The sequence below is a fragment of the Stenotrophomonas sp. MH181796 genome, assembly GCF_009659995.1.
Classification (GTDB): domain Bacteria; phylum Pseudomonadota; class Gammaproteobacteria; order Xanthomonadales; family Xanthomonadaceae; genus Stenotrophomonas; species Stenotrophomonas riyadhensis.
Map to the genome: position 1 here is coordinate 322205 of NZ_RAHU01000006.1, position 21246 is coordinate 343450.

The window sequence follows — 21246 nt, forward strand, 5'->3', positions numbered from 1 at the left end:
ACTCTACAAAAGAGCGCGAGCGGCTGTGCCATCAAGACGGCACGCCCGCAAGCCGCTAGCATCGGCCCATGGATTCCCTGACCCAGATCGTGCTCGGCGGCGCCGTCGCTGCTGCCATCGCTCCGCCCGGCCACCGCCGCGCGGCCCTGCTGGCCGGTGCCGCGCTCGGTACCCTGCCGGACCTCGACGCCCTGTGGCTCGGCTTCACTGCCGCCGATCCGGTGGCGAACATGATCGAGCACCGCAGCTTCAGCCATTCGCTGCTGGTGCTGCCCTGGGTGGCGGCGCTGATCTGGTGGTTGTTCAAGCGCTTCGGCAACGGGCGGGTCGCACAGTCACCGGTGCGCTGGTTCTGGGCGATCCTGCTGGCGTTGGTCACTCATCCCGTGCTCGATGCGTTCACCGTGTATGGCACGCAGCTGTGGTGGCCGTTGCGGCCACACCCGACCATGGGTTCCAGCGTCTTCATCATCGATCCGGCCTACACCGTGTGGCTGCTGCTGGGCTGCGTGCTGGCCTGGTTTGGCCGCGCCCGGCCTTGGGCGGGCAAGGTGCTGGGCGTGGCCCTGCTGCTCAGCAGTGGCTACCTGGGCTGGGGCCTGATCGCCAAGGCCCAGGTCGACCGTGCCGCACAGCAGAGCCTGGCCGCGATGGGCCTGGGCAATGCGCCGCGCTTTTCGGTACCGATGCCGTTCAATACCCTGCTGTGGCGGGTGGTGGCGATGACGCCGAACGGCTACGTAGTGGGCGACCGTTCGCTGGTGGCCGACCACGGGCCGATGCGGTTCGAAGGCCATGCGTCCAACGTGCAGGCGTTGCGTGAAGCAGGGAGCGTCCCGGCGGTGCAGCAGCTGACGTGGTTCAACCGTGGCTTCATGCGTGCACAGGTGGTTGACGGCCGGCTGGTGCTGAGCGACCTGCGCATGGGCCTGGAACCGGATTACACGTTCAACTTCGCGGTGGCCGAGCAGGCTGATGGGCAGTGGCGGGCGATCACGCCCGAGCAGGTGCGGGTGGATTACAGCAGCCCGGCCGCACGCGCCGACGTCGGACGCCGGTTGGCCGCGATGTGGCAGCGGATCTGGCAGGAGCCGGCAGCACAGCCGGGTGCGGTCGACCACAGCGCCGTGCATTGATCCGTAGATCCACGCCATGCGTGGATGGCGGGGTGCATCGGCGAAGGCAGCCACGCATGGCGTGGCTCCACCGAATCAATACACCGTGGCGCGGCCCTGCACGAACGAGTAGAAGAACACCGCGTTCGGGTCGTTCTGCACCAGGCGGAACTCGCGACGCATGCCTTCCACGGTTTCCTCGTCCACCGATCCGGCCTGCAACAGTTGGTCGGCGGCCGACAGCAGCAGCTGTTCCCAGAACGCGATCATCGTCTTGCGACGTGCCGGCTCGCGGTTGTCCAGGTGGATGGTCTTGATCTCGGTGTGCACGTCGCGGAAGCCGCCGGCCAGCAGCAGGTTGCCCAGCTTGGCGCCGACGAACGGATCTCCCCCGTGGTCGTACTGGAAGTCGTTGAAGGCCATCCAGTAGCGCCAGATATGCGGCGAATACGGGTCGAGCAGGAACGAGGCATTCATCACCTCGGTGATGTAGACCGGCGAACCCGGGGCCAGCACGCGGCGCACTTCGCTCAGTACGCGTGCTGGTGACGGCACGTGCTCCAGCACCCAGCACAGGAACGCCGCGTCGAAGCTGCGTGCCTCGAACGGCAGCTCGCCGGCGTCGGCCTGCTGCAGGGTGTAGCGGTCGCTGCACCACGGTGTGCGCGCCAGGTTCTCGCGCGCGGTGGCCAGCTGTGTTTCGCTCAGGTCCACGCCGGTCACGTGCAGATCGGGGAAGCGGCGCAGCAGGATTTCGGTCTGCGCGCCGACGCCGCTGCCGACTTCCAGCAGGCGACGCGCGCCGCTGTAGTCGATCTGGCCGAAGATGCTCGATTCCAGCAGCCGTGCCTGGGTCATCAGGCGCTGCTGCTCGGTGCCGGAAAAGCCGTGCAGGTAGGTCGGGGAGGAGATCGGCGGGGTCATGGGGCGGGCTCTTGTAGCGTCGAGCTTGCTCGACGGCTCCGGGAAATCAGTCGAGCAAGCTCGACTCTACGGTTTGAGGAATCGAGCAAGCTCGACTCGACGGCGTGGCAATACGCTCAGGCAGCAGATGACAACGCCGGTTCCCCGGCGATCAGACGGTCGAAGTACTCGGTGGTCAGCGCGATCTGGCTCTGCGGGTCTTCGGCGCGGTTGACCACTGCGCGGAAGGCGGCATTCTCCGGTCGATCCTTGGCGTACCAGCCCAGGTGCTTGCGCGCGATGCGCACGCCCTGCGGCTCGCCATAAAACGCATGCAGTGCATGCAGGTGGCCGAGCAGGATGTCGCGCACTTCCGCCAGCGATGGCGGCGGCAGTTCCTCGCCGGTGGCCAGGTAGTGCGCCACCTCGCGGAAGATCCATGGCCGGCCCTGTGCCGAGCGGCCGATCATCACTGCGTCCACGCCGGTTTCCTTCAGGACGAACGCCGCCTTCTGCGGCGAATCGATGTCACCGTTGGCGATCACCGGAATGCGCAGTGCGGCCTTGATCTCGCCGATCGTGGCGTACTCCGCCTGGCCGGTGTAGTGCTGGTCGCGGGTGCGGCCGTGCACAGCCAGTGCGGCGATGCCGCTGCCCTCGGCGATGCGGGCGATCAGAGGGCCGTTGCGGTGGTCGCAGTCCCAACCGGTACGGATCTTCAGGGTGACCGGCACGTCCACCGCGTTGACCACCGCTTCGAGGATGCGCGCCACCAGCTGTTCGTCGCGCATCAGTGCCGAACCGGCCCAGGCGTTGCACACCTTCTTGGCCGGGCAGCCCATGTTGATGTCGATGATCTGCGCGCCGTGGTCCACGTTGTAGCGGGCGGCTTCGGCCAACTGCTGCGGCTCGGTGCCGGCGATCTGCACGCTGATCGGTGCCGGCTCGCCGTCATGGTCCATGCGATGGATCGACTTGCGCGTGGTCCAGAAGCGCGGGTCGCTGATGGTCATTTCCGAGGCGGCCAGTCCCGCGCCCAGCCGTTTGCACAGCAGGCGGAAAGGCTTGTCGGTAACGCCGGCCATGGGCGCCAGCACGACGTTGGGGGCAATGGTGTACGGGCCGATCTGCATGCGCCCATTGTAGGGCGCGGGCAGCGGTACGGCCGTGTCGGGGGCGTTCCGGTTCAGGCCGATCCGCACCCAGCTCATGCCGTACCGGCATCAACAGATGCTTGACGGTTGCTTCCGCCGCCCCCAAGGGCGGGCGATGGTGGGCGGCTAGCCCAGGCTCTGCCAGGCCTGGCGGGTCCCCACGGCGAAGGCCAGCCCCAGGCCCAGGCAGACCAGCGAACTGACCGCCCAGAAGCGCGTGCCGTTGTACCCCGGTCGGAACAGCGCCAGGCCGAAGCCCATCATGGCGCGCAGCAACAGCAGCGCGGCAATGCCTGGCAGGACCAGGCGGCTGGCCGGCAACGGCGCATGCCAGCCGGCAGCAGCCAGCGCGTACAGCGCCCAGGCAACCAGCAGGGCGGTGATGCCGGCGGTCATCAGCGGCGGCCACCAGTGGCCGGCCTGGGCCAACCGGACCATGCGCGGGCCGGCGCCGAAACGCTCGTACCAGGGCGCGCCGAAGGCGATGCAGCCAATGTGCAGCAGGGCCGCGATGGCACTGCCGGCGGCCGCGATCAGCAGCCAGGGGAATCCGTCCATGTCCTGCCCACGCAGAGAAGCTGCGCGGATGGTGGGCGAGGACCGGGATGCGGGCAATGCGACAAGCGGTCGCAGCCGGGATCAGCGCGGCGGATCGATCCGCAGTCCTGAACCGAGACGGTCCAACGCCACATCCACGCGTGGCAGCCGTTGCCGGCCCTGTGGCCACAACAGGCGCAGGGGCAGGCCGCGGCAGTCCAGCGCCGGCAGGATCGACACAAGGCTGCCGCGCGCCAGCGCATCATCGACCAGCCAAGAGGCCAGCTGGGCGATGCCAAAGCCGGCCTCGACCGCCGCGACCTGCGCTTCGGCACTGCCGACCACCAGCCGCGCGCGGGCCTGCAGCGGCGTGCTACGCCGTCCAGCATCCGCCACCTGCCACGGTCCGATGCTGCCGTCGGCACGGCCGAACAGTACGCCGTCATGGTCGGTCAGTTCGGCCGCGGACGTCGGCAGGCCATGCTGCTGCAGATAGGCCGGGGACGCGCAGAAGCGCAGGCATTCGTAGCCGAGCAGGCGGCTGCCCAGGGTGGCCGGCAGCGGCTCCGGTCCACCGATGCGCACGGCCAGGTCGATGCCGTCCTCGGTCAGGTCGATGAAGCGGTCGCTGAAGGTCACCTGTGGCCGCAGCTGCGGAAACGTGTCGGCCAGCTGCAGCAGCAACGGCCAGACTTTCAGGCGCCCGAAGGTGGCCGGGGCATCCACGCGCAGCCGGCCCACGGGAGCGTCTGCGTGCGACACCAGTACCGACTCGGCATCGGCCAGCTCACCCAGCACGCGCACGCAGGTGCGGTAGAAGCCCTCACCGGCTTCGGTCAGGCGAAGGCGGCGGGTGCTGCGTTCAAACAACCGCGCTCCCAGTCGCGCCTCCAGCCGAGCAATGGTCTTGCCCACTGCCGAGCTGGTCAGGTGCAGGCGCTCGGCGGCCGCAGTGAAGCTGCCGGCATCGGCGGTGGCGACGAAGGCCTCGATGCCGCGCAGGCGCTCGGTGGGAAGCATGAGGGAAATCCAGTCCGGAATCGATGGAAAACATAGCAGTAATCGGAACCTGGGGAGGAAATAGGCTGGCGGCCCCTGTTCTGATGCCCGCTCATGTCCTCCCTCGATTCCGCCGTGGCCACTGTCCACGCAAATGCTCGCGCACGTCTTTCGGTCGTCCTGCTGGCGGTGTCCGCCTTCGTCATCGTCACCACCGAATTCCTGATCGTTGGCCTGTTGCCGGCACTGGCACGCGACCTTGGTATTGGCATTGCGCGCGCCGGACAACTGGTCACCCTGTTCGCGTTCACCGTGATGCTGGCCGGGCCACCCTTGACCGCGCTGCTGTCACACGTCAGCCGGCGCCGCCTGTTCGTGGTCATCCTGCTGTTGTTCGCGGCGTCCAACGCGCTGGCCGCGATGGCCACGCAGCCATGGCTGCTGGCGCTGGCGCGGGTGCTGCCGGCACTGGCGCTGCCGGTGTTCTGGGGCACGGCCAGTGAGACTGCTGCGCAGCTGGCCCCTGCAGGGCAGGGCGGTCGTGCGGTCGCGCGGGTCTACCTGGGCATCACCGCCGCAATGCTGTTCGGTATCCCACTGGGTACGTTGGCCGCCGACGCCCTCGGTTGGCGCGGCAGCTTCTGGCTGTTGGCGGCCCTGTCGCTGTTGATGGCCGGCGCATTGGCGACATGGATGCCGGACACCGAGGCCGGAGCGCGTCGCGCGCTGGGCGAACAGGCACGTATGCTGCGGCAGCCGCCGTTGCTGGGCCATGTGCTGCTGTCGGTGCTGGTATTCACCGCGATGTTTGCGGCCTACACCTATCTGGCCGATGTACTGGAGCGGCTGATGCAGGTACCGGCGGCACAGGTGGGCTGGTGGCTGATGGGCTTCGGGGCCGTCGGGCTGATCGGCAATGCACTGGGCGGGCGCTGGGTCGATCGTGCGCCGCTGGGCGCAACGCTGGTGTTCTGCGCGGTGCTGGCGCTGGGCATTCTGGCCAGTGTCGGGCTGGCCGGCCACGGCACGTTCGTGCTCATCGCGCTGGCTTCGTGGGGCGTGGCGCATACCGCGTTGTTCCCGTTGTGCCAGGTGCGGGTGATGCGTGCGGCGCCACAGGCGCAGGCGCTGGCGGGAACCTTGAATGTGTCTGCGGCCAACGCCGGAATCGGCCTGGGCGCGCTGCTCGGCGGCGGTGCGATCGAACGCTGGGGCCTGGACACGCTGGGCGTGGTGGCTGCTGCCGTGGCGTTGCTGGCGATTGCAGCGGGGCTGCTGTTGCGGCGCTGGCAGTAGATCCGCGCCGCGCGCGGACCGCCCATGAAAAAGCCCGGGCATCTGCATGCCCGGGCTCGCTCATCCACGCATGGCGTGGATCTACTTCACTTCCACGTCGGCCGGGGTGAAGCGCGGCATTGCCGCAGCGGCGCCTTCCTTCTCGGTCGAACGACCGGCGAACTGGTTGGCGAAGCGTACGTGGCGGGCGAACGGGGCGTCGGCCACCTGCGCCAGCGACGCGGCCAGCGCACCGTTGAAGGCGTCACCGGCACCGGTGGTGTCGATGGCCTGTACCTGCTCGGCACCCACGCGGTAGTACGGCTGGGTATCGCCGCGCAGGTTCTCATCGGCATGCGACACGAACACGCCCACCGAACCCAGGGTCACCACCACGGTGCCGTTGCCGACCAGCTTGCGGCACAGCGCGTGCAGGCTGGCACCATCCAGCGCGGCGACGTCATTGGCATCCACGCGCTCACCGACATGGCGGCCGAGCAGGGCTGCGAACTCGGTTTCGTTCGGGGTGATCACATCGGCCAGCTTGAGCAGGCCGATGGTCGAAGGGGCGTCGGCCGGTGCGGTGTTGAGCACGGTGGTGACACCGGCCTCGCGGGCCGCGGCCAGCGCCGCTTCAATGGTCTGCACCGGCGATTCCAGCTGCACCAGCACCACCTTGGCGCCGGTCAGCAGGCCCTGCTGCTGTTGCAGGAAGTCCGTGCTGAGCGCGGCGTTGGCACCCGGGCCGATCACGATGGTGTTGCGGCCACGGGCATCGACGTAGATGCCGGCGGTGCCGGTCGGCTCGCTGGTGGCCTCGGCGATCAGCGCGAAACCATCCTGCGCGGCCAGCTCGCGGGCGGTGCTGCCACCGGCGTCATCGCCCAGCGCACACACGAAGTGGGTGTCGGCGCCTGCGCGGCACGCTGCCACGGCCTGGTTGAAGCCCTTGCCACCGGGGCCGGTGCTGTAGCGGCCGGCAATGGTCGCACCCGGTGCCGGCAGCGACTCGCACCGCCACACGTGATCGACATTGAAGGAACCGACGACAACGACACTGCTGCTCATAGGGAATCTTTTCTCAACCAAGGGTTCAACTGAAGTGCGTCAGCACGCCGGCGATGGTCGCCGTCATGAAGGTGGCAATGGTACCGCCCAACACCGCGCGCAGGCCGAACTTGGCCAGATCGTGGCGACGTTCCGGGGCCAGGCCGCCGATGCCGCCGATCTGGATCGCGATCGAGCTGAAGTTGGCGAAGCCGCACAACGCGTAGGTGGCGATCAGGCGACCTTCCTCGGACAGGCTCACGCCCGCGATCTGGCCGTTCACGATCTGCGACAGCTCGGTGTAGGCCACGAACTCGTTGATCACGACCTTCTGGCCGATCAGCGAACCGACGGTGGTGGCATCGGCCCACGGCGTACCGATCACCCAGGCGATCGGGGCCAGCACGTAGCCGAAGATGGTCGACAGGTTGGTCGGCTTGCCGATGGCAGCGGCCAGGCCGGTCACATCGCCGATCCAGGTCAGCGGGGCATTCAGCAGCGCGATCAGGGCGATGAAGGCCAGCAGCATCGCACCGATGTTCAGCGCCAGCTTCAGGCCGTCACCGGCGCCGGCGGCGGCCGCGTCGATGATGTTGCTGGAGGTCTTCTCGACTTCCATCTTCACCGTGCCGCGGGTAAGCGGGGTGCCGGTTTCCGGGATCAGCAGCTTGGCCACGACCAGGGTGGCCGGGGCTGCCATGATGCTGGCCGCCAGCAGGTGCTTGGCGTAGAACGCCTGCTGCGCCGGGTCGCCACCGCCGAGCATGCCCACGTAGGCCGCCAGCACGCCGCCGGCGATGTGGGCCATGCCGCCGATCATCATGGTCAGCAGCTCGGACTGGGTCATCTTGGCGATGTACGGGCGCACGGTCAGCGGCGCCTCGGTCTGGCCGATGAAGACGCTGGCGCAGACGCTGGTGGTTTCAGCACCGGACACGCGCATCACCTTGGTGATCGACCAGGCCATCACGCGCACGATGCCCTGCATGACGTTGAGGTGGTACATCACCCCCATCAGCGCAGAGAAGAAGATGATGGTCGGCAACACCTGGAAGGCGAAGATGAAGCCGTAGTTCTTGGTGTCCATCAACGAGCCGAAGATGAAGCCCGAGCCCTCGTTGACGTAGCTGAGGATCTTGACGAAGCCCTTGCCCAGTGCGTCGAACACGTCGCGTCCGCCCGGGACCAGGATCACCAGCGCCGCGAAGGCGATCTGCAGGGTGATACCGGTGGCAACCAGCTTCCAGTCAACCGCGCGCTTGTTATTGGAAAACAACCAGGTGATGCCGATCAGCACCGCCAACCCGAACAGGCCGAAGCCGATCCTGCCCAAACCTTCGACCATGTGAGTGACTCCCCTGGGGCGTCGCGAAAAACGGGAAGCCTAGTGCAGGGCAGGGGCCGGGGCAAGAAAAAGCAGCGTGCGCGCGGCCATCGGTACCGATCAGGCCAGCAACGGCAAGGGCTTGCGCGCGGCGGGGGCAGGTAGAATGGGGTTCGATCCCGGCCCGGATGCGGGCCCGCAGCAGGAGATTTGCATGCAATACCGTCGCCTGGGCTCCACCGGCCTGCCGATTTCCGCCCTGTCCTTCGGCGCCTGGGTGACCTTCGGTGACCAGATCCCGCGCGACGAGGCCCGCAACCTGGTGGCCGCCGCCTGGGATCATGGCGTCAACTTCTTCGACAACGCCGAGGGCTATGCCAATGGCCGCGCCGAACAGGTGATGGGGGACGTGATCACCGACCTGCGCTTGCCGCGCGACGGTTTCTGCGTGTCCAGCAAGGTGTTCTTCGGCAGTGCCAAGGACCCTCGGCCCACCCAGCGCGGGCTGTCGCGCAAGCACGTGACTGATGCCTGCCATGCCGCGCTCAAGCGTCTGCGGGTGGACTACCTGGACCTTTATTATTGCCACCGCCCGGATCCGGACGCGCCGATCGCCGAGACCGTGCATGCCATGGACACCCTGGTGCGGCAGGGCAAGATCCTCTACTGGGGCACCTCGGAGTGGTCGGCGGCGCAGATCCAGCAGGCGCTGGACATCGCCGAGGCGCGCAACCTGCAGGGCCCGTCGATGGAGCAGCCGCAGTACAACCTGCTGCACCGCGAACGGGTGGAGGTGGAGTACGCACCGCTGTATGCCGGCGCTGGCCTGGGCACCACCATCTTCTCGCCGCTCGCCTCGGGCCTGCTCACTGGCAAGTACGACCAGGGCATCCCGGTTGATGCCCGGCTGGGTCGCGAAGGCATGGAGTGGCTGCACGCGCTGGTGCTGGGTGACGACACCGAGGCCCGCCTGGGCCAGGTGCGGCGCTTCAGCGAGGTGGCACGCGCGCTGGGTCATGCCCCGGCTACCCTGGCCATCGCCTGGTGCCTGCGCAATCCGAACGTCTCCAGCGTGATCCTCGGCGCCAGCCGGGTCAGCCAGCTGCTGCAGAACCTGCAGGCATTGGACGTGCTGGAGCAGGTCGACGCGGCCGGCTGGGCCCAGGTCGAAGCCGTCTTCGCCTGACAGCCCTTTGTAGAGTCGAGCCGTGCTCGACTCCAGGTTGGTCGGGCCTTTGTAGAGTCGAGCCATGCTCGACTCCGCACGTAGCGCGGGCATTTCCAGACGACGGCGCGAGAGCAGTCGAGCGTGGCTCGACTCTACAAAAGCCGTGTGCCCCCATATTTCAATAGATGAAATCTATCGCATTTCAGAATTCGATCATTAATCTCATCAATCAAATTGAGAATGGTTGTTGATTGTCAACTGAGAATCATTATCATTTAACTCGTCCCTCGCACGAGTCCAGATGCTCATGAATGCTCAACCTGTACTGCTGCGCCCCGAAACGCTGACCCTCCGCGATCGCCCGGTCCGCGTCGTTCCGCCGGAAGAGGTCATCGACAGCGAAGCCCTGCTCAAGGGCCGTCGTGAAATCCTGATCCAGCACGGCGACCGCTTCTATCGCCTGCGGCACACCAGCAACGACAAGCTGATCCTGACCAAGTAATCGCGGTCTGGTCGCCCGCCTCCCTCCCTCCTGCCGGCAGCGCCGACAGGGTGGGCGACCCGCCCGCTCCCGCTCTCTCCCCCTCGGTCTACCGCGTGCACCTTCCAGGTGTGCCGGTAACCGGGGGTTCCCCTGCCTGACCGAATGAACCCGATGACCCGCCATACCGCCCTGTGTCTTGCTGTCTGGATGGCCTTGCCGCTGTCCGCCCACGCTGCTGCCGCCGCTGCGCCCGACGCGCGCGAATTCGACCGGGTGCAGGTCACCGCCACCCGCACCGAGCGGGCGGTGAGCGACGTGGCGGCCACCGTGGACGTCATCGACCGCGAGCAGATGGACCGGCACCTGGTGCAGGACATCAAGGATCTGGTGCGCTACGAACCGGGCCTGTCGGTCACTCGCAGCGCGACCCGCTTCGGCCTGGATGGTTTCCGCATCCGTGGCCTGGACGGCAACCGTGTGCGCATCCAGACCGATGGCATCGTCATGCCGACCCGGTTCGACATCGGTTCGTTCGCCAGTTCCAACCGCAATTTCACCGACCTCGATACGCTCAAGCGCGTGGAGATCGTGCGTGGTCCGGCCAGTTCGCTGTACGGCTCCGATGCACTCGGTGGCGTGGTCGCGTTCGTGACCAAGGACCCGGCCGACTACCTCAAGGATGGCAAGAACAGCTACTTCGGCCTGAAGTTCGGCTACGACGGTGAGTGGAAGGGCCTGCTCGGCGGTGCCACCGCCGCCTTTGGTGGCGACCACTGGAGCGGCCTGGTCAACGTCAACCACCACCAGGGCCAGGAAACGGACAACAAGGGCACGGTGCGCAGCGACAACGACACCCGCACTGCGTCCAATCCGCAGGATCGTGATGGCCGCAGCCTGCTCAGCAAGCTGGTCTATGCACCGAGCGAAGACCAGCGCTTCCGCCTGACCGTGGAAGGCAACGAAGACACCACCGATACCAATGTGTTGTCGGCGATTGCCAGCGTTGCACCGCGCCCCGGCGCGATGGCTGCGGCCACTGGCATGAAGTCCCACGACACGCAGAAGCGCACCCGCGTGTCCTTTGCCCACGAAATGGATGCGCTGGACCAGCCGTTCGCCGACAGCCTGCACTGGCAGGTGTATGCGCAGAACAGCGAAACCCGGCAGCAGACCGACGAGACCCGCACCGACGGCAGCCGCCGTCACCGCGTGTTCTCCTTCGACCAGCATGCCTATGGCCTGCAGGCGCAGTTCAACAAGGCCTTCAGCACCGGTGCGGTCGAACACGCGCTGACCTACGGCTTCGAGGGCACGCGCACCGAGATCCGCCAGAAGCGCGACGGCTACCAGGTCAGCAAGGCCGGCGTGGTCAGCAACACGGTGGTACCGGACACCTTCCCGGTGCGTGACTTCCCGATCAGCAAGACCACCGAGTTGGGCCTGTACGCGCAGGATGAAATGCGCCTGGCCGACGGCAAGCTGTCGCTGGTGCCGGGCGTGCGCGTGGACCGTTACGAGCTGAAGCCGGAGGTGGACAGCATCTTCGCCGAAGACAATCCGACTACCGCCGTAGCGCAGCTGAAGAAGACCAGCGTGTCGCCGAAGCTGGGCATGGTCTGGCGCTTCACCGACCAGTGGTCGCTGTTCGCCGGCTATGCGCGTGGCTTCCGTTCGCCGCCGTACAACGACGTCAACATCGGCCTGACCAACGTGGCCATCGGCTACACCGCCATCGCCAACCCGGACCTGAAGCCGGAAACCAGCGACGGCTACGAACTGGGCCTGCGCTTCATCGCGCCGGCGGCGTACGTCAGCGTCAGCGGCTACTACAACGACTACAAGGACTTCATCCAGTCCAACGTCGATACCGGCCGCAACGCACAGGGCTTGACCGTGTTCCAGTCGCAGAACATCGCCGACGCGCGCATCTATGGTGCGGAAATGAAGGCCGGCATCGAATTCGGTGAACTCAGCCCGGCGCTGAAGGGCTGGGCGCTGCGCAGTGCGTTGGCATGGTCGCGTGGTGACAACCGGACCGATGACGAACCGCTGGCCTCGGTCGATCCGCTGCGTGGCACGCTGGGCCTGATGTACGACACCGATAGCTGGGGCGTCGAACTGGCCGGCACCTTCGTGCAGCGCAAGAAGCGCCTGCCGCCGCCTGCCGCGCAGACCAATCCGAACGCACCGGCGCCGTTCGTCTACCAGCCGGCCGGCTACGGCGTGCTGGACCTGATGGCGCACTGGAACTTCGCACCGGGTGCCACCTTCAATGTCGGCGTGTTCAACCTGGCCGACAAGCGCTACATCGAATGGTCGTCGATCACCCCGAGCCTGATCACCAATCGCGCACTGAGCGATCGTTTCAGCAGCCCGGGCCGCACCTTCTCCGCCAGCCTTGCCGTTTCCTGGTGACCTCATGAGCCGAGCACTGTCCGCACGCAGGAATGACTCCATCGCCGCGCCGTACAGCGCGGCCTGGCCGACCCCGGCACAGCTGGCCACGCTCGGCACCGTGTTGTGCCTGTACCACGCCGACGGCAATGAGCTGGGCGGCTGGCGCCAGGCCGTACGCGTGCATGCCTGCCAGGGCGTGGACAGTGAAGGCCTGCGCGAGAGCCTGTGCTTCCTCGATGGCCGTGGCCGCTGCGTGTGGCGCCTGTACCTGCTGCCGGACAGCGACTTCCTGGCCTGGGACCGGCTGGTGGCTGCACTGCCGCCGGGGCCGGAACACGACAGCGATGGCAGTGTCGGCGAACGCCTGTGGCGGCGCCTGGCCGGCCATCTCGGTGGCCAGCGCTGGCGCCTGTGCGCGCTGCGCCTGCATGCCGCCGACGATGGCCGCACGCTGGCCGCCAGTCTGTCGACCCTGTCCTCGCTGGGCGCAGCCACCGCGCGCCGCATCGCACGGCTGGAAGGTGCCGAAGGCGAGCTGGCAATCGACGATTGCTGCTGTGCCGATGCCGCGCGGCGTCCGGCGCCGCGGATTCCCGGCGACCTGCCGCTGATCCGCCTGTGATCCACTCCTGATGGAACGCCTGTCGGCCACGGACGGCCTCTCAACGCATCTGCAACCCCGAAGGAAGACCCCGATGAAGTTCCAGACAGCCAGCGCCCTGCTTGTGCTCGCCGCCAGCGGCGTGGCCAGCGCGCAGCCCTCCGATATCGCCCGTGACCACGACAGCATCCTTGCCATGCAGGGTGAGTACACCGTGGACTTCGCCTTCGACGAGACCGTGCTGCTGAAGCCGGGTTACGAGCGCGCACCGGCGATGCGCAGCGGCGGCAGCGAAGTGGTCATCGTGGTCGAGGACACGCCGAAGCGCATCGTGCTGCAGCACCTGCTGCTGGACGAGAAGAGCGGCCACATCACCAAGCACTGGCGCCAGGACTGGGTGTACGAAGCACCGAACCGTTTCGAGTTCAGTGCCGACCAGACCTGGAAGGTGCGCAGCATTCCGGCGGCGGTGAACCAGGGCGCCTGGACCCAGTGCGTATACGAAGTGAGCGACGCACCGCGCTATTGCGGCACCGGCACCTGGACCTACACCAACAACGTGCCGAGCTGGACCAGCGACCTGAGCTGGCGTCCGCTGCCGCGCCGCGAGTACACCAAGCGCAGTGACTACAACGCGCTGGCCGTGATCAACCGCCACACGCTGACCCCGAACGGCTGGACCCACGAGCAGTTCAACACCAAGGTGCAGCGCAACGCCGATGGCAGCCAGGTGGAGATCGCCCGCGAGTTCGGCTTCAACGACTACGTGAAGACCACCGAGGTCGACTTCACCCCGGCGCGGAACTACTGGAAGGCCACCGCCGGTTACTGGGCAAAGGTGCGCCAGCGCTGGGATGGCTTCCTCGGCCAGGCCCCGGGCGTGCACCTGAAGACCAAGATCGACGGCATGGCGATGATCATCCCGATGTTCACCCAGGCCGAAGAGATCCAGGCCGGCAAGAAGGTGAAGGACAAGCAGATCGACGACGTGTTCGCCAAGTACGTGGAAAAGGCCCAGTAAGTCGAGCCCTGCTCGACTCATGGCGCGGATCCTCTGGTCAGGTGCCGCGCCGCGTATCCGCTCCTGGTAGGTGCCGAGCTTGCTCGGCACGCTCTTCGCCGGCGATTGCACACCGCATCCACGCATGGCGTGGATCTACCGTGCCGCATATCCGCTCCTGGTAGGTGCCGAGCTTGCTCGGCACGCTCTCCATCGGTGATCGCACGCTGCATCCACGCCATGCGTGGATGCGATGCACTCAGGACGCCGGCCCACTCAAGGTGGTCAGGTCCAGACCAGCGTCCTGGAACGCACGCAGGGTGGCCTGCAGGCTGGCCTCGTCATCGCGGGTGCGGACGCCGAGGATGGCTTCGTGGCAACGCACTCGATCCGTGCTGCAGGCGCTACGGTCCGGCAGCAGCAGCGCGGTCTGTGCGACGAGGATCGCCATGTGCGCCACTTCCTTTCTCGGCTTCGGTTGGCCCCGGTAGAACCGGTCGAACTCAGCACGCAGGTCGGCCACCACGCCGGCATCGCTGCGCGTGCGTGACACGCTGGCCGGAACCAGATAGGTCGGGTGGCCCTCGTGGAAGGCTTGCGCTTCATCGGCCAGCACCGTTTCCAGCACGAAGGCCTGCACCGCGTCAGGAACATGGCCATCTGCCGCGCGGGCGCCTGCGGGTAGCACCGCGGCGAACAGTGGGGAACTGGCCAGAAGGATGCGCAGACAGAGGCCGTATTTCATCTTCATTCCTTGAACATCGGGAGCGCGGGAGCAACGTTCCGCGCTTCCGGACGATCCGATCGGGTGGCGCGCGCAGCATAGCGCCCCACCCGAGCGTGTCACGATCGCGTCAGGCTTCGCGCAGGGCCAGTGCCGGTGGCGTATGCAGGATCGCGCGCGTACCCCACCAGCCTGCCAGAAGGCTCAAGCCGATGCCGACCACGCCGCCGATCAGCAGGCCCGGCCACGGCGGCAGCAACGGCAGCTCGAACACCTTCTGCGAGACCGCCACACCGATCGCAGCGGCCGCGCCCACCGCCAGCAACGCCGCCAGCGTGCCCAGCGCACCGAATTCCACCAGCACCGCGCCACGCAGCTGGCGCCGGGTCGCGCCCAGCGTGCGCAGCACCGCGCTGTCGTAGCGCCGTTCGCCCGCCGTGGCCTGCAGCGCGGCCAGCAGCACCAGCATGCCGGCCAGCAGGCTGAACACCATCACCAGCTGCACCGCCTGCGCCACCCGTTCCATCACATCGCGCACCTGCGAGATCACTGCGTCCACGTCCAGCAGCGACAGGTTCGGCTGCGCGCGTACCAGCTCGCCCAATCCGGCGGCCTTGCCGGCCGGCAGATGGAATGCCGACAGCAGGTTGTGCGGCGTATCGCCCACCGCGTTCGGGTTCAGCAGCACGAAGAAGTTCGGACGGAAGGTGTTCCAGTCCGCCTTGCGCACGCTGGTGACAGTGAACTCGCGTTCCTGCTCGCCCACCGCAATGGTGATGCGGTCGCCGGGATACACGCCGTAGCGCTTGGCCCAGCCGATCTCCACCGAGGCTTCGGCGGCGGTGCTGTCTGCCTTCCAGAACGTACCGTTGACCAGCGTGTTGGCTGGCGGGAAGCTGCTGCGCCAGCTGAAGTTCAACGGCCGGTTCTCGTCATCGTCGTCGCGTTGGGCCTCGCTGGACGCCGGCTGCCCGTTCTGTTCCGGCGAGCGGTCCACGCGCAGCGGCGGCTTGCCGTTGATCGCGATCAGGCGGCCAGTGGCCATCGGTTCGATGCTGGCGTCGTTGGCGCCCAACCCGCGCAGCGTGGCCAGCACGCTGTCGCGCTGTTCGGGCTGGATGTTGATCAGGAAGTAGTTCGGCGTGTCCGCGGGCAGTCGCTCGCGCCACTGCTGCAGCAGGCCGGGGCCGGTCACCGCCAGCAGCAACAGCGCGCACAGCGACAGCGACAGCCCGACCAGCTGCATCACCGCCAGCATCCGGCGCCGGGTCAGCGCGGCCAGGCCCAGCCGCCAGTGGCCATGCAGGCGGTGCTGCAGGCCGCGCAGCAGCTGCAGCAGCACGAAGCCGACCACGCCGGCCGCCACCGCCAGCGCGGCCAACCCGCCCAGCACCCACAGCGCCAGCTTGAGATCACCGGTGACCTGCACCGCCAGCAGCAGGCTGGCCGCCAACGCCGCCACATAGGCCAGCAGCGAGGCCGGCGGCAGGGCGGCGAAGGAGCGGTTGAGCACCCGCATCGGCGGCACCCCGCGCAGGCGCAGCAGCGGTGGCAGGCCGAAGCCGAACAGCAGCAACAGCCCGATGCCGGCACCGGTCAGCGCAGGCATTGCCTCGGGCAGCGGCAGGCGCTGCGGCACCAGGCTGCCCAGCACCTGCACCAGGCCCTCCTGCGCCGCCATGCCCAGGCCGATGCCGACTGCGCAGGCCGGCACCGCCAGCATCAGCAGCTGCAGTGCCAGACCGGACAGGATGTCGCGCTGGCGCGCGCCCAGGCAGCGCAGGATCGCCACCTGGTCGATGCGGCGCAGCGCGAAGCGGTTGGCCGCCAGCGCCGTGGCCACGCCGGCCAGCAGGACTGCCAGCAGCGCGCTGAGGCCGAGGAAGCGTCCGGCCAGGTCGAATGCCTGGCGCACGCCGCGCTGGGTGTCGTCCACGCTCAACAGGCGCAGGCCCTTTACCTGTGGCAACAGCCATTGCCGCAGCGCGGCGATCTGGTCGGCCGCTCCGGCGAACATCAGCCGGTAGTTGATGCGGCTGCCGGGGCCGAGCAGTCCGGTGCCTTCCACGTCGGCGCGGTTGACCAGCAGGGTCGGGGAGAGCGTGAGCAGGTCGCCACCGGTGTCGGGCTCGGCCTCGATGATGCCGGCGATGCGCAGCGTACCGGCGCCGAATTCGAGCGCATCGCCGGCCTTCAGGCCCAGCCCCTGCAGCAGTCGCGGGTCGGCATAGGCCTGGCCCTTGGGGGGCATGCCGGCGTCGGTGATCAGGGCGCCGCCGGGCGTGGCCCGCACCCGCAGCGTGCCGCGCAGCGGATAGCCCGCCTGCACCGCCTTGATGCTGGCCATCTGGCTGGCCTCGCCATGGAACAGCACGCTGCCGAAGCTGGCGATGCGGGTATAGGCCAGTCCGCGCCGCTGCGCTTCTTCGGCGAACGCCTGCGGCGGGTCATCGCGCCCGGCGATGCCGAGATCACCACCGAGCATTTCCGCCGCGCTGCCGGTCAGCGCCAGGTTGACCCGGTTCACCAGCGTGCCGACCGCGGTCATCACCGCCACGCCCAGCACCAGCGCGGCGAATACGGTCAGCAGGTCACCGGCCAGCGCTTCGCGGCGCAGCGCGCGCCACGCGTGCCGCAGCAGGTTCATGCCTGCGCCCCACGCTCGACCGGCAGCAGGCGGCCGTCGTCGATGCGGTGGATGTACTGGCAGCGCTGGGCCAGTCGCAGATCGTGGGTGACCAGTACCAGTGTGGTGCCGCTGCCGGCGTTGAGCTCGAACAGCAGGTCGCTGATGTGCTGGCCGGTGGCGTGGTCCAGCGAGCCGGTCGGTTCGTCGGCGAACAGGATGCGCGGGCGGGTGACGAAGGCACGTGCCAACGCCACGCGCTGCTGCTCGCCGCCGGACAGCTGGCGCGGATAGTGGCGGGCGCGATGGGCCAGGCCGACCTGGGCCAGCACTTCATCGACCCGCGCCCGGTCTTCGCGCCCGGCCAGCTCCAGCGGCAAGGCGACGTTCTCGGCGGCGGTCAGCGCCGGCAGCAGGTGGAAGCTCTGGAACACGAAGCCGACCTCGCGTGCGCGCAACTGCGCGCGCGCTTCCTCATCCAGCGCTGACAGGTCCTGGCCGGCCAGCGCGATGCGGCCGCGGCTGGGCAGGTCCAGCCCGGCCAGCAGGCCGAGCAGGGTGGTCTTGCCGGAACCGGAGGCGCCGACGATGGCCGCGCTGGTCCCTTCATGGACGGTCAGGGTGATGTTGTCCAGTATGTGGACTTCACCCTCCGGGCCCTGCACGGATTTGCCGACCTGGTCGACGGCGATGGCAACGGACGCGCTGCGGGGGGACAGGCTGTCGATGAGGAGACTCCAATGCGCAAGACGGGATGGAGCCGGCGAGCCGGCGCGATGATGGTGCTGCTGCTAGGGTTCCTGCTGCTGCCCGGGCTGGCCTGTGCCAAAGGTCCGGCGGGCACCGTGCTGGTACTCGGCGACAGCCTCAGTGCTGCCCACAATATCCCCGCCGACGCCGGCTGGGTCAGCCTGCTGCAGCAGCGGGTCAGGCAGCAGTCGAAAACCCCGGCGCGCATCGTCAATGCCAGCATGAGCGGGGAGACCACCGCCGGCGCGCTGACCCGCCTGCCAGGCCTGCTGGCCAAGGAAAAACCGACCGTGGTGGTGATTGCCCTTGGCGGCAACGACGCACTGCGCGGGCTGACCCCGGCGCAGGTGCAGGGCAACCTGGAAAAGATGGTGCAGGCCAGCCAGAAGGCGGGCGCCAAGGTGCTGCTGCTGGGCATCGATGTGCCGCCCAACTACGGGCCGGCCTATCGCCAGCGCCTGGCGGCGGCCTACAAGGCGCTGGCCACGCAGTACAAGGTGCCGCTGCTGCCCTTCCTGCTGGAGGGTGTGGCCCTGCAACCGGGCATGATGCAGGCCGACGGGCTTCATCCGACCGCGCAGGCGCAGCCGAAGGTGCTGGACAACGTCTGGCCGCTGCTGCGTCCGCTGCTCTGAACGATTTACTTCCCTCTTGACGGAACTTCACATCGCGTCCACCGTCGATCCGGCATGTTTCACAAAGCTGAAGTTAGAGGGAATCACATGCGTCAGACGAAGGAGACCTCCGGCTTGGTGCTGGTGGTCGAAGACAACCGCAACATCTCCGAGATGATCGGGGAATACCTGGAAGGTCGCGGCTTCGAAGTCGACTATGCACAGGACGGCCTGGATGGCTACCGCCTTGCGGCGGAAAACAGCTATGACGTCGTGGTGCTCGACCTGATGTTGCCGCGCCTGGATGGCATCGAAGTGTGCCGTCGCCTGCGCAACGATGCGCGCAAGTCCACCCCGGTGCTGATGCTCACGGCACGCGATACGCTGGACGACAAGCTCACCGGCCTCGGTTTCGGCGCCGATGACTACCTGACCAAGCCGTTCGCGATCCAGGAACTGGAAGCCCGCCTGCGCGCGCTGATCCGCCGCGAGCGTCGCCAGGTCGGTTCGGAAGTGCTCAAGGTCGCCGACCTGGTGCTCGATCCGGTCAGCATGCGCGCCACCCGTGCCGGTACCGAGCTGCAGCTGTCGCCGATCGGCCTGCGCCTGCTGACCATCCTGATGCGCGAATCGCCGCGCGTGGTCACCCGCCAGGAGATCGAACGCGAGATCTGGGGCAATGGCCTGCCGGATTCGGACACCCTGCGCAGCCATCTGTACAACCTGCGCAAGATCATCGACAAGCCGTTCGACCGTCCGCTGCTGCACACCGTGCAGAGTGCCGGCTACCGCATTGCCGACATCGCCCAGCCGATGGCCTGAGCAGGGCCCGCGCCGGTGCAGCAGCAGGCCCGGCCGGGATCCGGCCACGCACGAGGGCAGGGGATGACCGGATGGCGTTGCCACCGGTCATTTCCCATGCATCCGCACGGCGCGGCGCGCTGCCTATAATCGCAGCGCTCTGACCGGGACCCCGCAATGCCGCACGGCCTGCCGCGCAAGATCCGTATCGCTTTCATCCTGCAGGCAGTGCTGGCCAGCCTGGGTATCCTGCTGGGTGCCTGGCTGGTGTCGCTGGTGATCAAGCACAGCCTGGTCGGTGCCGCCCTGCGCGAGGAAGCGACGTACTTCTGGACGCTGCACGAGGCCTCGCCGGTGCAGCCGCCACCCAACACCCAGAACATCCGCGGCTACCTGCTGGAAAGCGGGCAGTCGGCCCTGTCGTTGCCTGCCAACCTGCGCAACCTGGAGCCAGGCTTCCACGAACTGCCCAAGGACGATCAGCTGGTGCTGGTGGATGTGCGCCCGGCCGGCCGGCTGTACCTGGTGTTCCTGCGTTCGCGCGCGGAGATGCTGGCGTTCTGGTTCGGCATCGTGCCGGTGCTGCTGACCCTGCTGGCGGTATACGGCGCCAGTTGGGTGACCTACCGTGCCTCCAAGCGCCTGGTGTCACCGGTGAACTGGCTGGCGCGGCGCGTCTCGCGCTGGGACCCGGGCCACCCGGAGGCGGCCGACCTGGAGCCGAACAAGCTTCCGGCGGACATGCAGGGCGAGACCCGGCAACTGGCGGCCGCGCTGCATTCGCTGGCCAACCGGGTCAGCGCGCATGTGGCACGCGAGCGCAACTTCACCCGCGATGCCAGCCACGAGCTGCGCACGCCGCTGACCGTCATCCGCGTCGCCAGCGACATGGCCCTGGGCGATGAAACCCTGCAGCCGCGCCTGCGCCGCAGCCTGCAGCGCATCCAGCGTGCCGGCCGTGACATGGAAGCGGTGATCGATGCGTTCCTGATCCTGGCCCGCGAGGCCGACGTCGAGCCGCAGATCGAGCTGTTCGACGTCAACGACATCGTCCGCTATGAAGTGGACAACGCCAACGAGCTGCTGGGCACGCGCCCGGTATCGGTGCACCTGCACAGCGACGGCCCGGTGCAGCTGCATGCCCCACCGCGGGTGCTGCAGGTGGTGGTCAGCAACCTGGTGCGCAACGCCTGCAGCTACACCGATGAAGGGCGTATCGACGTGCACGTGCTCAATGACCGGGTGGTGGTGCGCGATACCGGTATCGGCATGTCCGCCGAGGCGCTGTCGCGCGCCTTCGAGCCGTTCTACCGCGCCGAACCGAGCCGTCCGCAGGGCACTGGCCTGGGCCTGTCGATCGTGCGCCGGCTGTGCGACCGCTTCGGCTGGAAGGTCAGCCTGGCCAGCGAGCCGGGCGAGGGCACCGAAGCCACGGTGATCTTCCGGTAGAGGGCTTTGGCCGGGCTGCGCCCGGCACCCGCCGAGGCAACATCAACATCAAAAGCGGGCATTCCGAGGAGTGGCGGGGCGGTGTGGGTGTGCAGGACACGCCGTAAACCCATCCATGGGGGCTCGATGGCGCCATCCATGGCGCCAACGGTCCTGCACACCCACACCGCCCCGCCTTCGACAGTTTCCCGCGATCCGCAGTGGATCCACGCCATGCGTGGATGAATTCAGTAGATCCACGCCATGCGTGGATAGTGTTGCGGTAGCGCCGGGCCATG

Annotated in this window: 19 protein-coding genes; 10 read left to right on the top strand and 9 right to left on the bottom strand. The window is 67.8% G+C overall.

The annotated features are described in order from the left end of the window. Window positions 1-68 precede the first annotated feature (68 nt). Window positions 69-1136: a metal-dependent hydrolase gene (locus D5301_RS16605; protein WP_153856312.1), complete on the top strand. Its 1068-nt coding sequence runs from the start codon at window positions 69-71 to the stop codon at window positions 1134-1136. 75 nt (window positions 1137-1211) lie between these two features. On the opposite strand, the gene D5301_RS16610 is transcribed toward D5301_RS16605, so the two are convergent. The 4 genes from D5301_RS16610 to D5301_RS16625 all read right to left on the bottom strand — a co-directional run bounded on the left by D5301_RS16610 (window position 1212) and on the right by D5301_RS16625 (window position 4729). Continuing rightward, the gene (locus D5301_RS16610) at window positions 1212-2039 is read right to left on the bottom strand and encodes a class I SAM-dependent methyltransferase (RefSeq protein WP_032129690.1); all 828 of its coding nucleotides are present in this window, start codon (window positions 2037-2039) and stop codon (window positions 1212-1214) included. A 116-nt stretch (window positions 2040-2155) separates the two neighbouring features. Further along, entirely contained in the window at window positions 2156-3151 is a 996-nt protein-coding gene (gene dusB, locus D5301_RS16615) for a tRNA dihydrouridine synthase DusB (RefSeq protein WP_153856372.1), read from the bottom strand. A 147-nt stretch (window positions 3152-3298) separates the two neighbouring features. After that, window positions 3299-3730, bottom strand: a complete 432-nt coding sequence (locus tag D5301_RS16620; protein ID WP_153856313.1) for a hypothetical protein — start codon at window positions 3728-3730, stop codon at window positions 3299-3301. 81 nt (window positions 3731-3811) lie between these two features. After that, complete coding sequence (locus tag D5301_RS16625; RefSeq protein ID WP_153856314.1) at window positions 3812-4729, bottom strand: LysR family transcriptional regulator; 918 nt, start codon at window positions 4727-4729, stop codon at window positions 3812-3814. Window positions 4730-4822: 93 nt separating this feature from the next. Between D5301_RS16625 and D5301_RS16630 the strand changes: the two genes are divergently transcribed. Next, window positions 4823-6004, top strand: a complete 1182-nt coding sequence (locus tag D5301_RS16630) for an MFS transporter (protein ID WP_153856315.1) — start codon at window positions 4823-4825, stop codon at window positions 6002-6004. An 81-nt stretch (window positions 6005-6085) separates the two neighbouring features. On the opposite strand, the gene D5301_RS16635 is transcribed toward D5301_RS16630, so the two are convergent. Together D5301_RS16635 and D5301_RS16640 are read right to left on the bottom strand one after the other, a co-directional pair. Continuing rightward, window positions 6086-7051, bottom strand: coding sequence for a ribokinase (locus tag D5301_RS16635; protein WP_153856316.1), 966 nt, complete (start codon window positions 7049-7051; stop codon window positions 6086-6088). 25 nt (window positions 7052-7076) lie between these two features. Further along, window positions 7077-8375 (bottom strand): nucleoside transporter C-terminal domain-containing protein, encoded by a 1299-nt coding sequence (locus tag D5301_RS16640; RefSeq protein WP_110711071.1) that lies wholly within the window; start codon window positions 8373-8375, stop codon window positions 7077-7079. Window positions 8376-8568: 193 nt separating this feature from the next. Here D5301_RS16640 and D5301_RS16645 point away from each other — a divergent pair, with 193 nt between their 5' ends. The 5 genes from D5301_RS16645 to D5301_RS16665 all read left to right on the top strand — a co-directional run bounded on the left by D5301_RS16645 (window position 8569) and on the right by D5301_RS16665 (window position 14025). Next, a complete protein-coding gene (locus tag D5301_RS16645) occupies window positions 8569-9540 on the top strand; it encodes an aldo/keto reductase (RefSeq protein ID WP_110714256.1) in 972 nt (323 codons plus the stop codon). 289 nt (window positions 9541-9829) lie between these two features. After that, window positions 9830-10024: a hemin uptake protein HemP gene (locus D5301_RS16650; RefSeq protein WP_005412278.1), complete on the top strand. Its 195-nt coding sequence runs from the start codon at window positions 9830-9832 to the stop codon at window positions 10022-10024. Between the two features lie 189 nt (window positions 10025-10213). Then, window positions 10214-12421 (top strand): TonB-dependent hemoglobin/transferrin/lactoferrin family receptor, encoded by a 2208-nt coding sequence (locus D5301_RS16655; protein ID WP_153856373.1) that lies wholly within the window; start codon window positions 10214-10216, stop codon window positions 12419-12421. Between the two features lie 4 nt (window positions 12422-12425). Continuing rightward, entirely contained in the window at window positions 12426-13025 is a 600-nt protein-coding gene (locus D5301_RS16660; protein WP_049399785.1) for a hypothetical protein, read from the top strand. 73 nt (window positions 13026-13098) lie between these two features. Continuing rightward, a complete protein-coding gene (locus D5301_RS16665; protein ID WP_153856317.1) occupies window positions 13099-14025 on the top strand; it encodes a DUF6607 family protein in 927 nt (308 codons plus the stop codon). A gap of 238 nt (window positions 14026-14263) precedes the next feature. Here the strand turns inward: D5301_RS16665 and D5301_RS16670 are convergent, their stop codons facing one another. From D5301_RS16670 to D5301_RS16680, 3 genes are all read right to left on the bottom strand, one after another. After that, window positions 14264-14749, bottom strand: a complete 486-nt coding sequence (locus tag D5301_RS16670) for a hypothetical protein (RefSeq protein ID WP_228756433.1) — start codon at window positions 14747-14749, stop codon at window positions 14264-14266. 109 nt (window positions 14750-14858) lie between these two features. Beyond that, the gene (locus D5301_RS16675) at window positions 14859-17375 is read right to left on the bottom strand and encodes an FtsX-like permease family protein (protein ID WP_153856318.1); all 2517 of its coding nucleotides are present in this window, start codon (window positions 17373-17375) and stop codon (window positions 14859-14861) included. Next, window positions 17372-18019, bottom strand: coding sequence for an ATP-binding cassette domain-containing protein (locus D5301_RS16680; RefSeq protein WP_110711076.1), 648 nt, complete (start codon window positions 18017-18019; stop codon window positions 17372-17374). The genes D5301_RS16675 and D5301_RS16680 overlap by 4 nt, the downstream gene beginning before the upstream one ends. Window positions 18020-18094: 75 nt before the next feature. Between D5301_RS16680 and D5301_RS16685 the strand changes: the two genes are divergently transcribed. The 3 genes from D5301_RS16685 to D5301_RS16695 all read left to right on the top strand — a co-directional run bounded on the left by D5301_RS16685 (window position 18095) and on the right by D5301_RS16695 (window position 20968). Then, window positions 18095-18739: an arylesterase gene (locus D5301_RS16685; protein ID WP_049444410.1), complete on the top strand. Its 645-nt coding sequence runs from the start codon at window positions 18095-18097 to the stop codon at window positions 18737-18739. Window positions 18740-18826: 87 nt separating this feature from the next. Next, window positions 18827-19540, top strand: coding sequence for a response regulator transcription factor (locus tag D5301_RS16690; RefSeq protein WP_002811889.1), 714 nt, complete (start codon window positions 18827-18829; stop codon window positions 19538-19540). Between the two features lie 156 nt (window positions 19541-19696). Continuing rightward, on the top strand, window positions 19697-20968 hold the full coding sequence (locus D5301_RS16695) for a HAMP domain-containing sensor histidine kinase (protein ID WP_110711077.1): 1272 nt from the start codon (window positions 19697-19699) through the stop codon (window positions 20966-20968). Window positions 20969-21246 lie beyond the last annotated feature (278 nt).

What these genes read in the sequence shown, in the direction of transcription:
- D5301_RS16635 (WP_153856316.1), bottom strand. Translation starts at nt 7,051, where the DNA reads ATGAGCAGCAGTGTCGTTGTCGTCGGTTCCTTCAATGTCGATCACGTG.
- D5301_RS16620 (WP_153856313.1), bottom strand. Translation starts at nt 3,730, where the DNA reads ATGGACGGATTCCCCTGGCTGCTGATCGCGGCCGCCGGCAGTGCCATC.
- D5301_RS16610 (WP_032129690.1), bottom strand. Translation starts at nt 2,039, where the DNA reads ATGACCCCGCCGATCTCCTCCCCGACCTACCTGCACGGCTTTTCCGGC.
- D5301_RS16675 (WP_153856318.1), bottom strand. Translation starts at nt 17,375, where the DNA reads ATGAACCTGCTGCGGCACGCGTGGCGCGCGCTGCGCCGCGAAGCGCTG.
- D5301_RS16690 (WP_002811889.1), top strand. Translation starts at nt 18,827, where the DNA reads ATGCGTCAGACGAAGGAGACCTCCGGCTTGGTGCTGGTGGTCGAAGAC.
- dusB (WP_153856372.1), bottom strand. Translation starts at nt 3,151, where the DNA reads ATGCAGATCGGCCCGTACACCATTGCCCCCAACGTCGTGCTGGCGCCC.
- D5301_RS16605 (WP_153856312.1), top strand. Translation starts at nt 69, where the DNA reads ATGGATTCCCTGACCCAGATCGTGCTCGGCGGCGCCGTCGCTGCTGCC.
- D5301_RS16685 (WP_049444410.1), top strand. Translation starts at nt 18,095, where the DNA reads ATGCGCAAGACGGGATGGAGCCGGCGAGCCGGCGCGATGATGGTGCTG.
- D5301_RS16695 (WP_110711077.1), top strand. Translation starts at nt 19,697, where the DNA reads ATGCCGCACGGCCTGCCGCGCAAGATCCGTATCGCTTTCATCCTGCAG.
- D5301_RS16655 (WP_153856373.1), top strand. Translation starts at nt 10,214, where the DNA reads ATGGCCTTGCCGCTGTCCGCCCACGCTGCTGCCGCCGCTGCGCCCGAC.
- D5301_RS16670 (WP_228756433.1), bottom strand. Translation starts at nt 14,749, where the DNA reads ATGAAATACGGCCTCTGTCTGCGCATCCTTCTGGCCAGTTCCCCACTG.
- D5301_RS16645 (WP_110714256.1), top strand. Translation starts at nt 8,569, where the DNA reads ATGCAATACCGTCGCCTGGGCTCCACCGGCCTGCCGATTTCCGCCCTG.
- D5301_RS16640 (WP_110711071.1), bottom strand. Translation starts at nt 8,375, where the DNA reads ATGGTCGAAGGTTTGGGCAGGATCGGCTTCGGCCTGTTCGGGTTGGCG.
- D5301_RS16650 (WP_005412278.1), top strand. Translation starts at nt 9,830, where the DNA reads ATGAATGCTCAACCTGTACTGCTGCGCCCCGAAACGCTGACCCTCCGC.
- D5301_RS16660 (WP_049399785.1), top strand. Translation starts at nt 12,426, where the DNA reads ATGAGCCGAGCACTGTCCGCACGCAGGAATGACTCCATCGCCGCGCCG.
- D5301_RS16665 (WP_153856317.1), top strand. Translation starts at nt 13,099, where the DNA reads ATGAAGTTCCAGACAGCCAGCGCCCTGCTTGTGCTCGCCGCCAGCGGC.
- D5301_RS16630 (WP_153856315.1), top strand. Translation starts at nt 4,823, where the DNA reads ATGTCCTCCCTCGATTCCGCCGTGGCCACTGTCCACGCAAATGCTCGC.
- D5301_RS16625 (WP_153856314.1), bottom strand. Translation starts at nt 4,729, where the DNA reads ATGCTTCCCACCGAGCGCCTGCGCGGCATCGAGGCCTTCGTCGCCACC.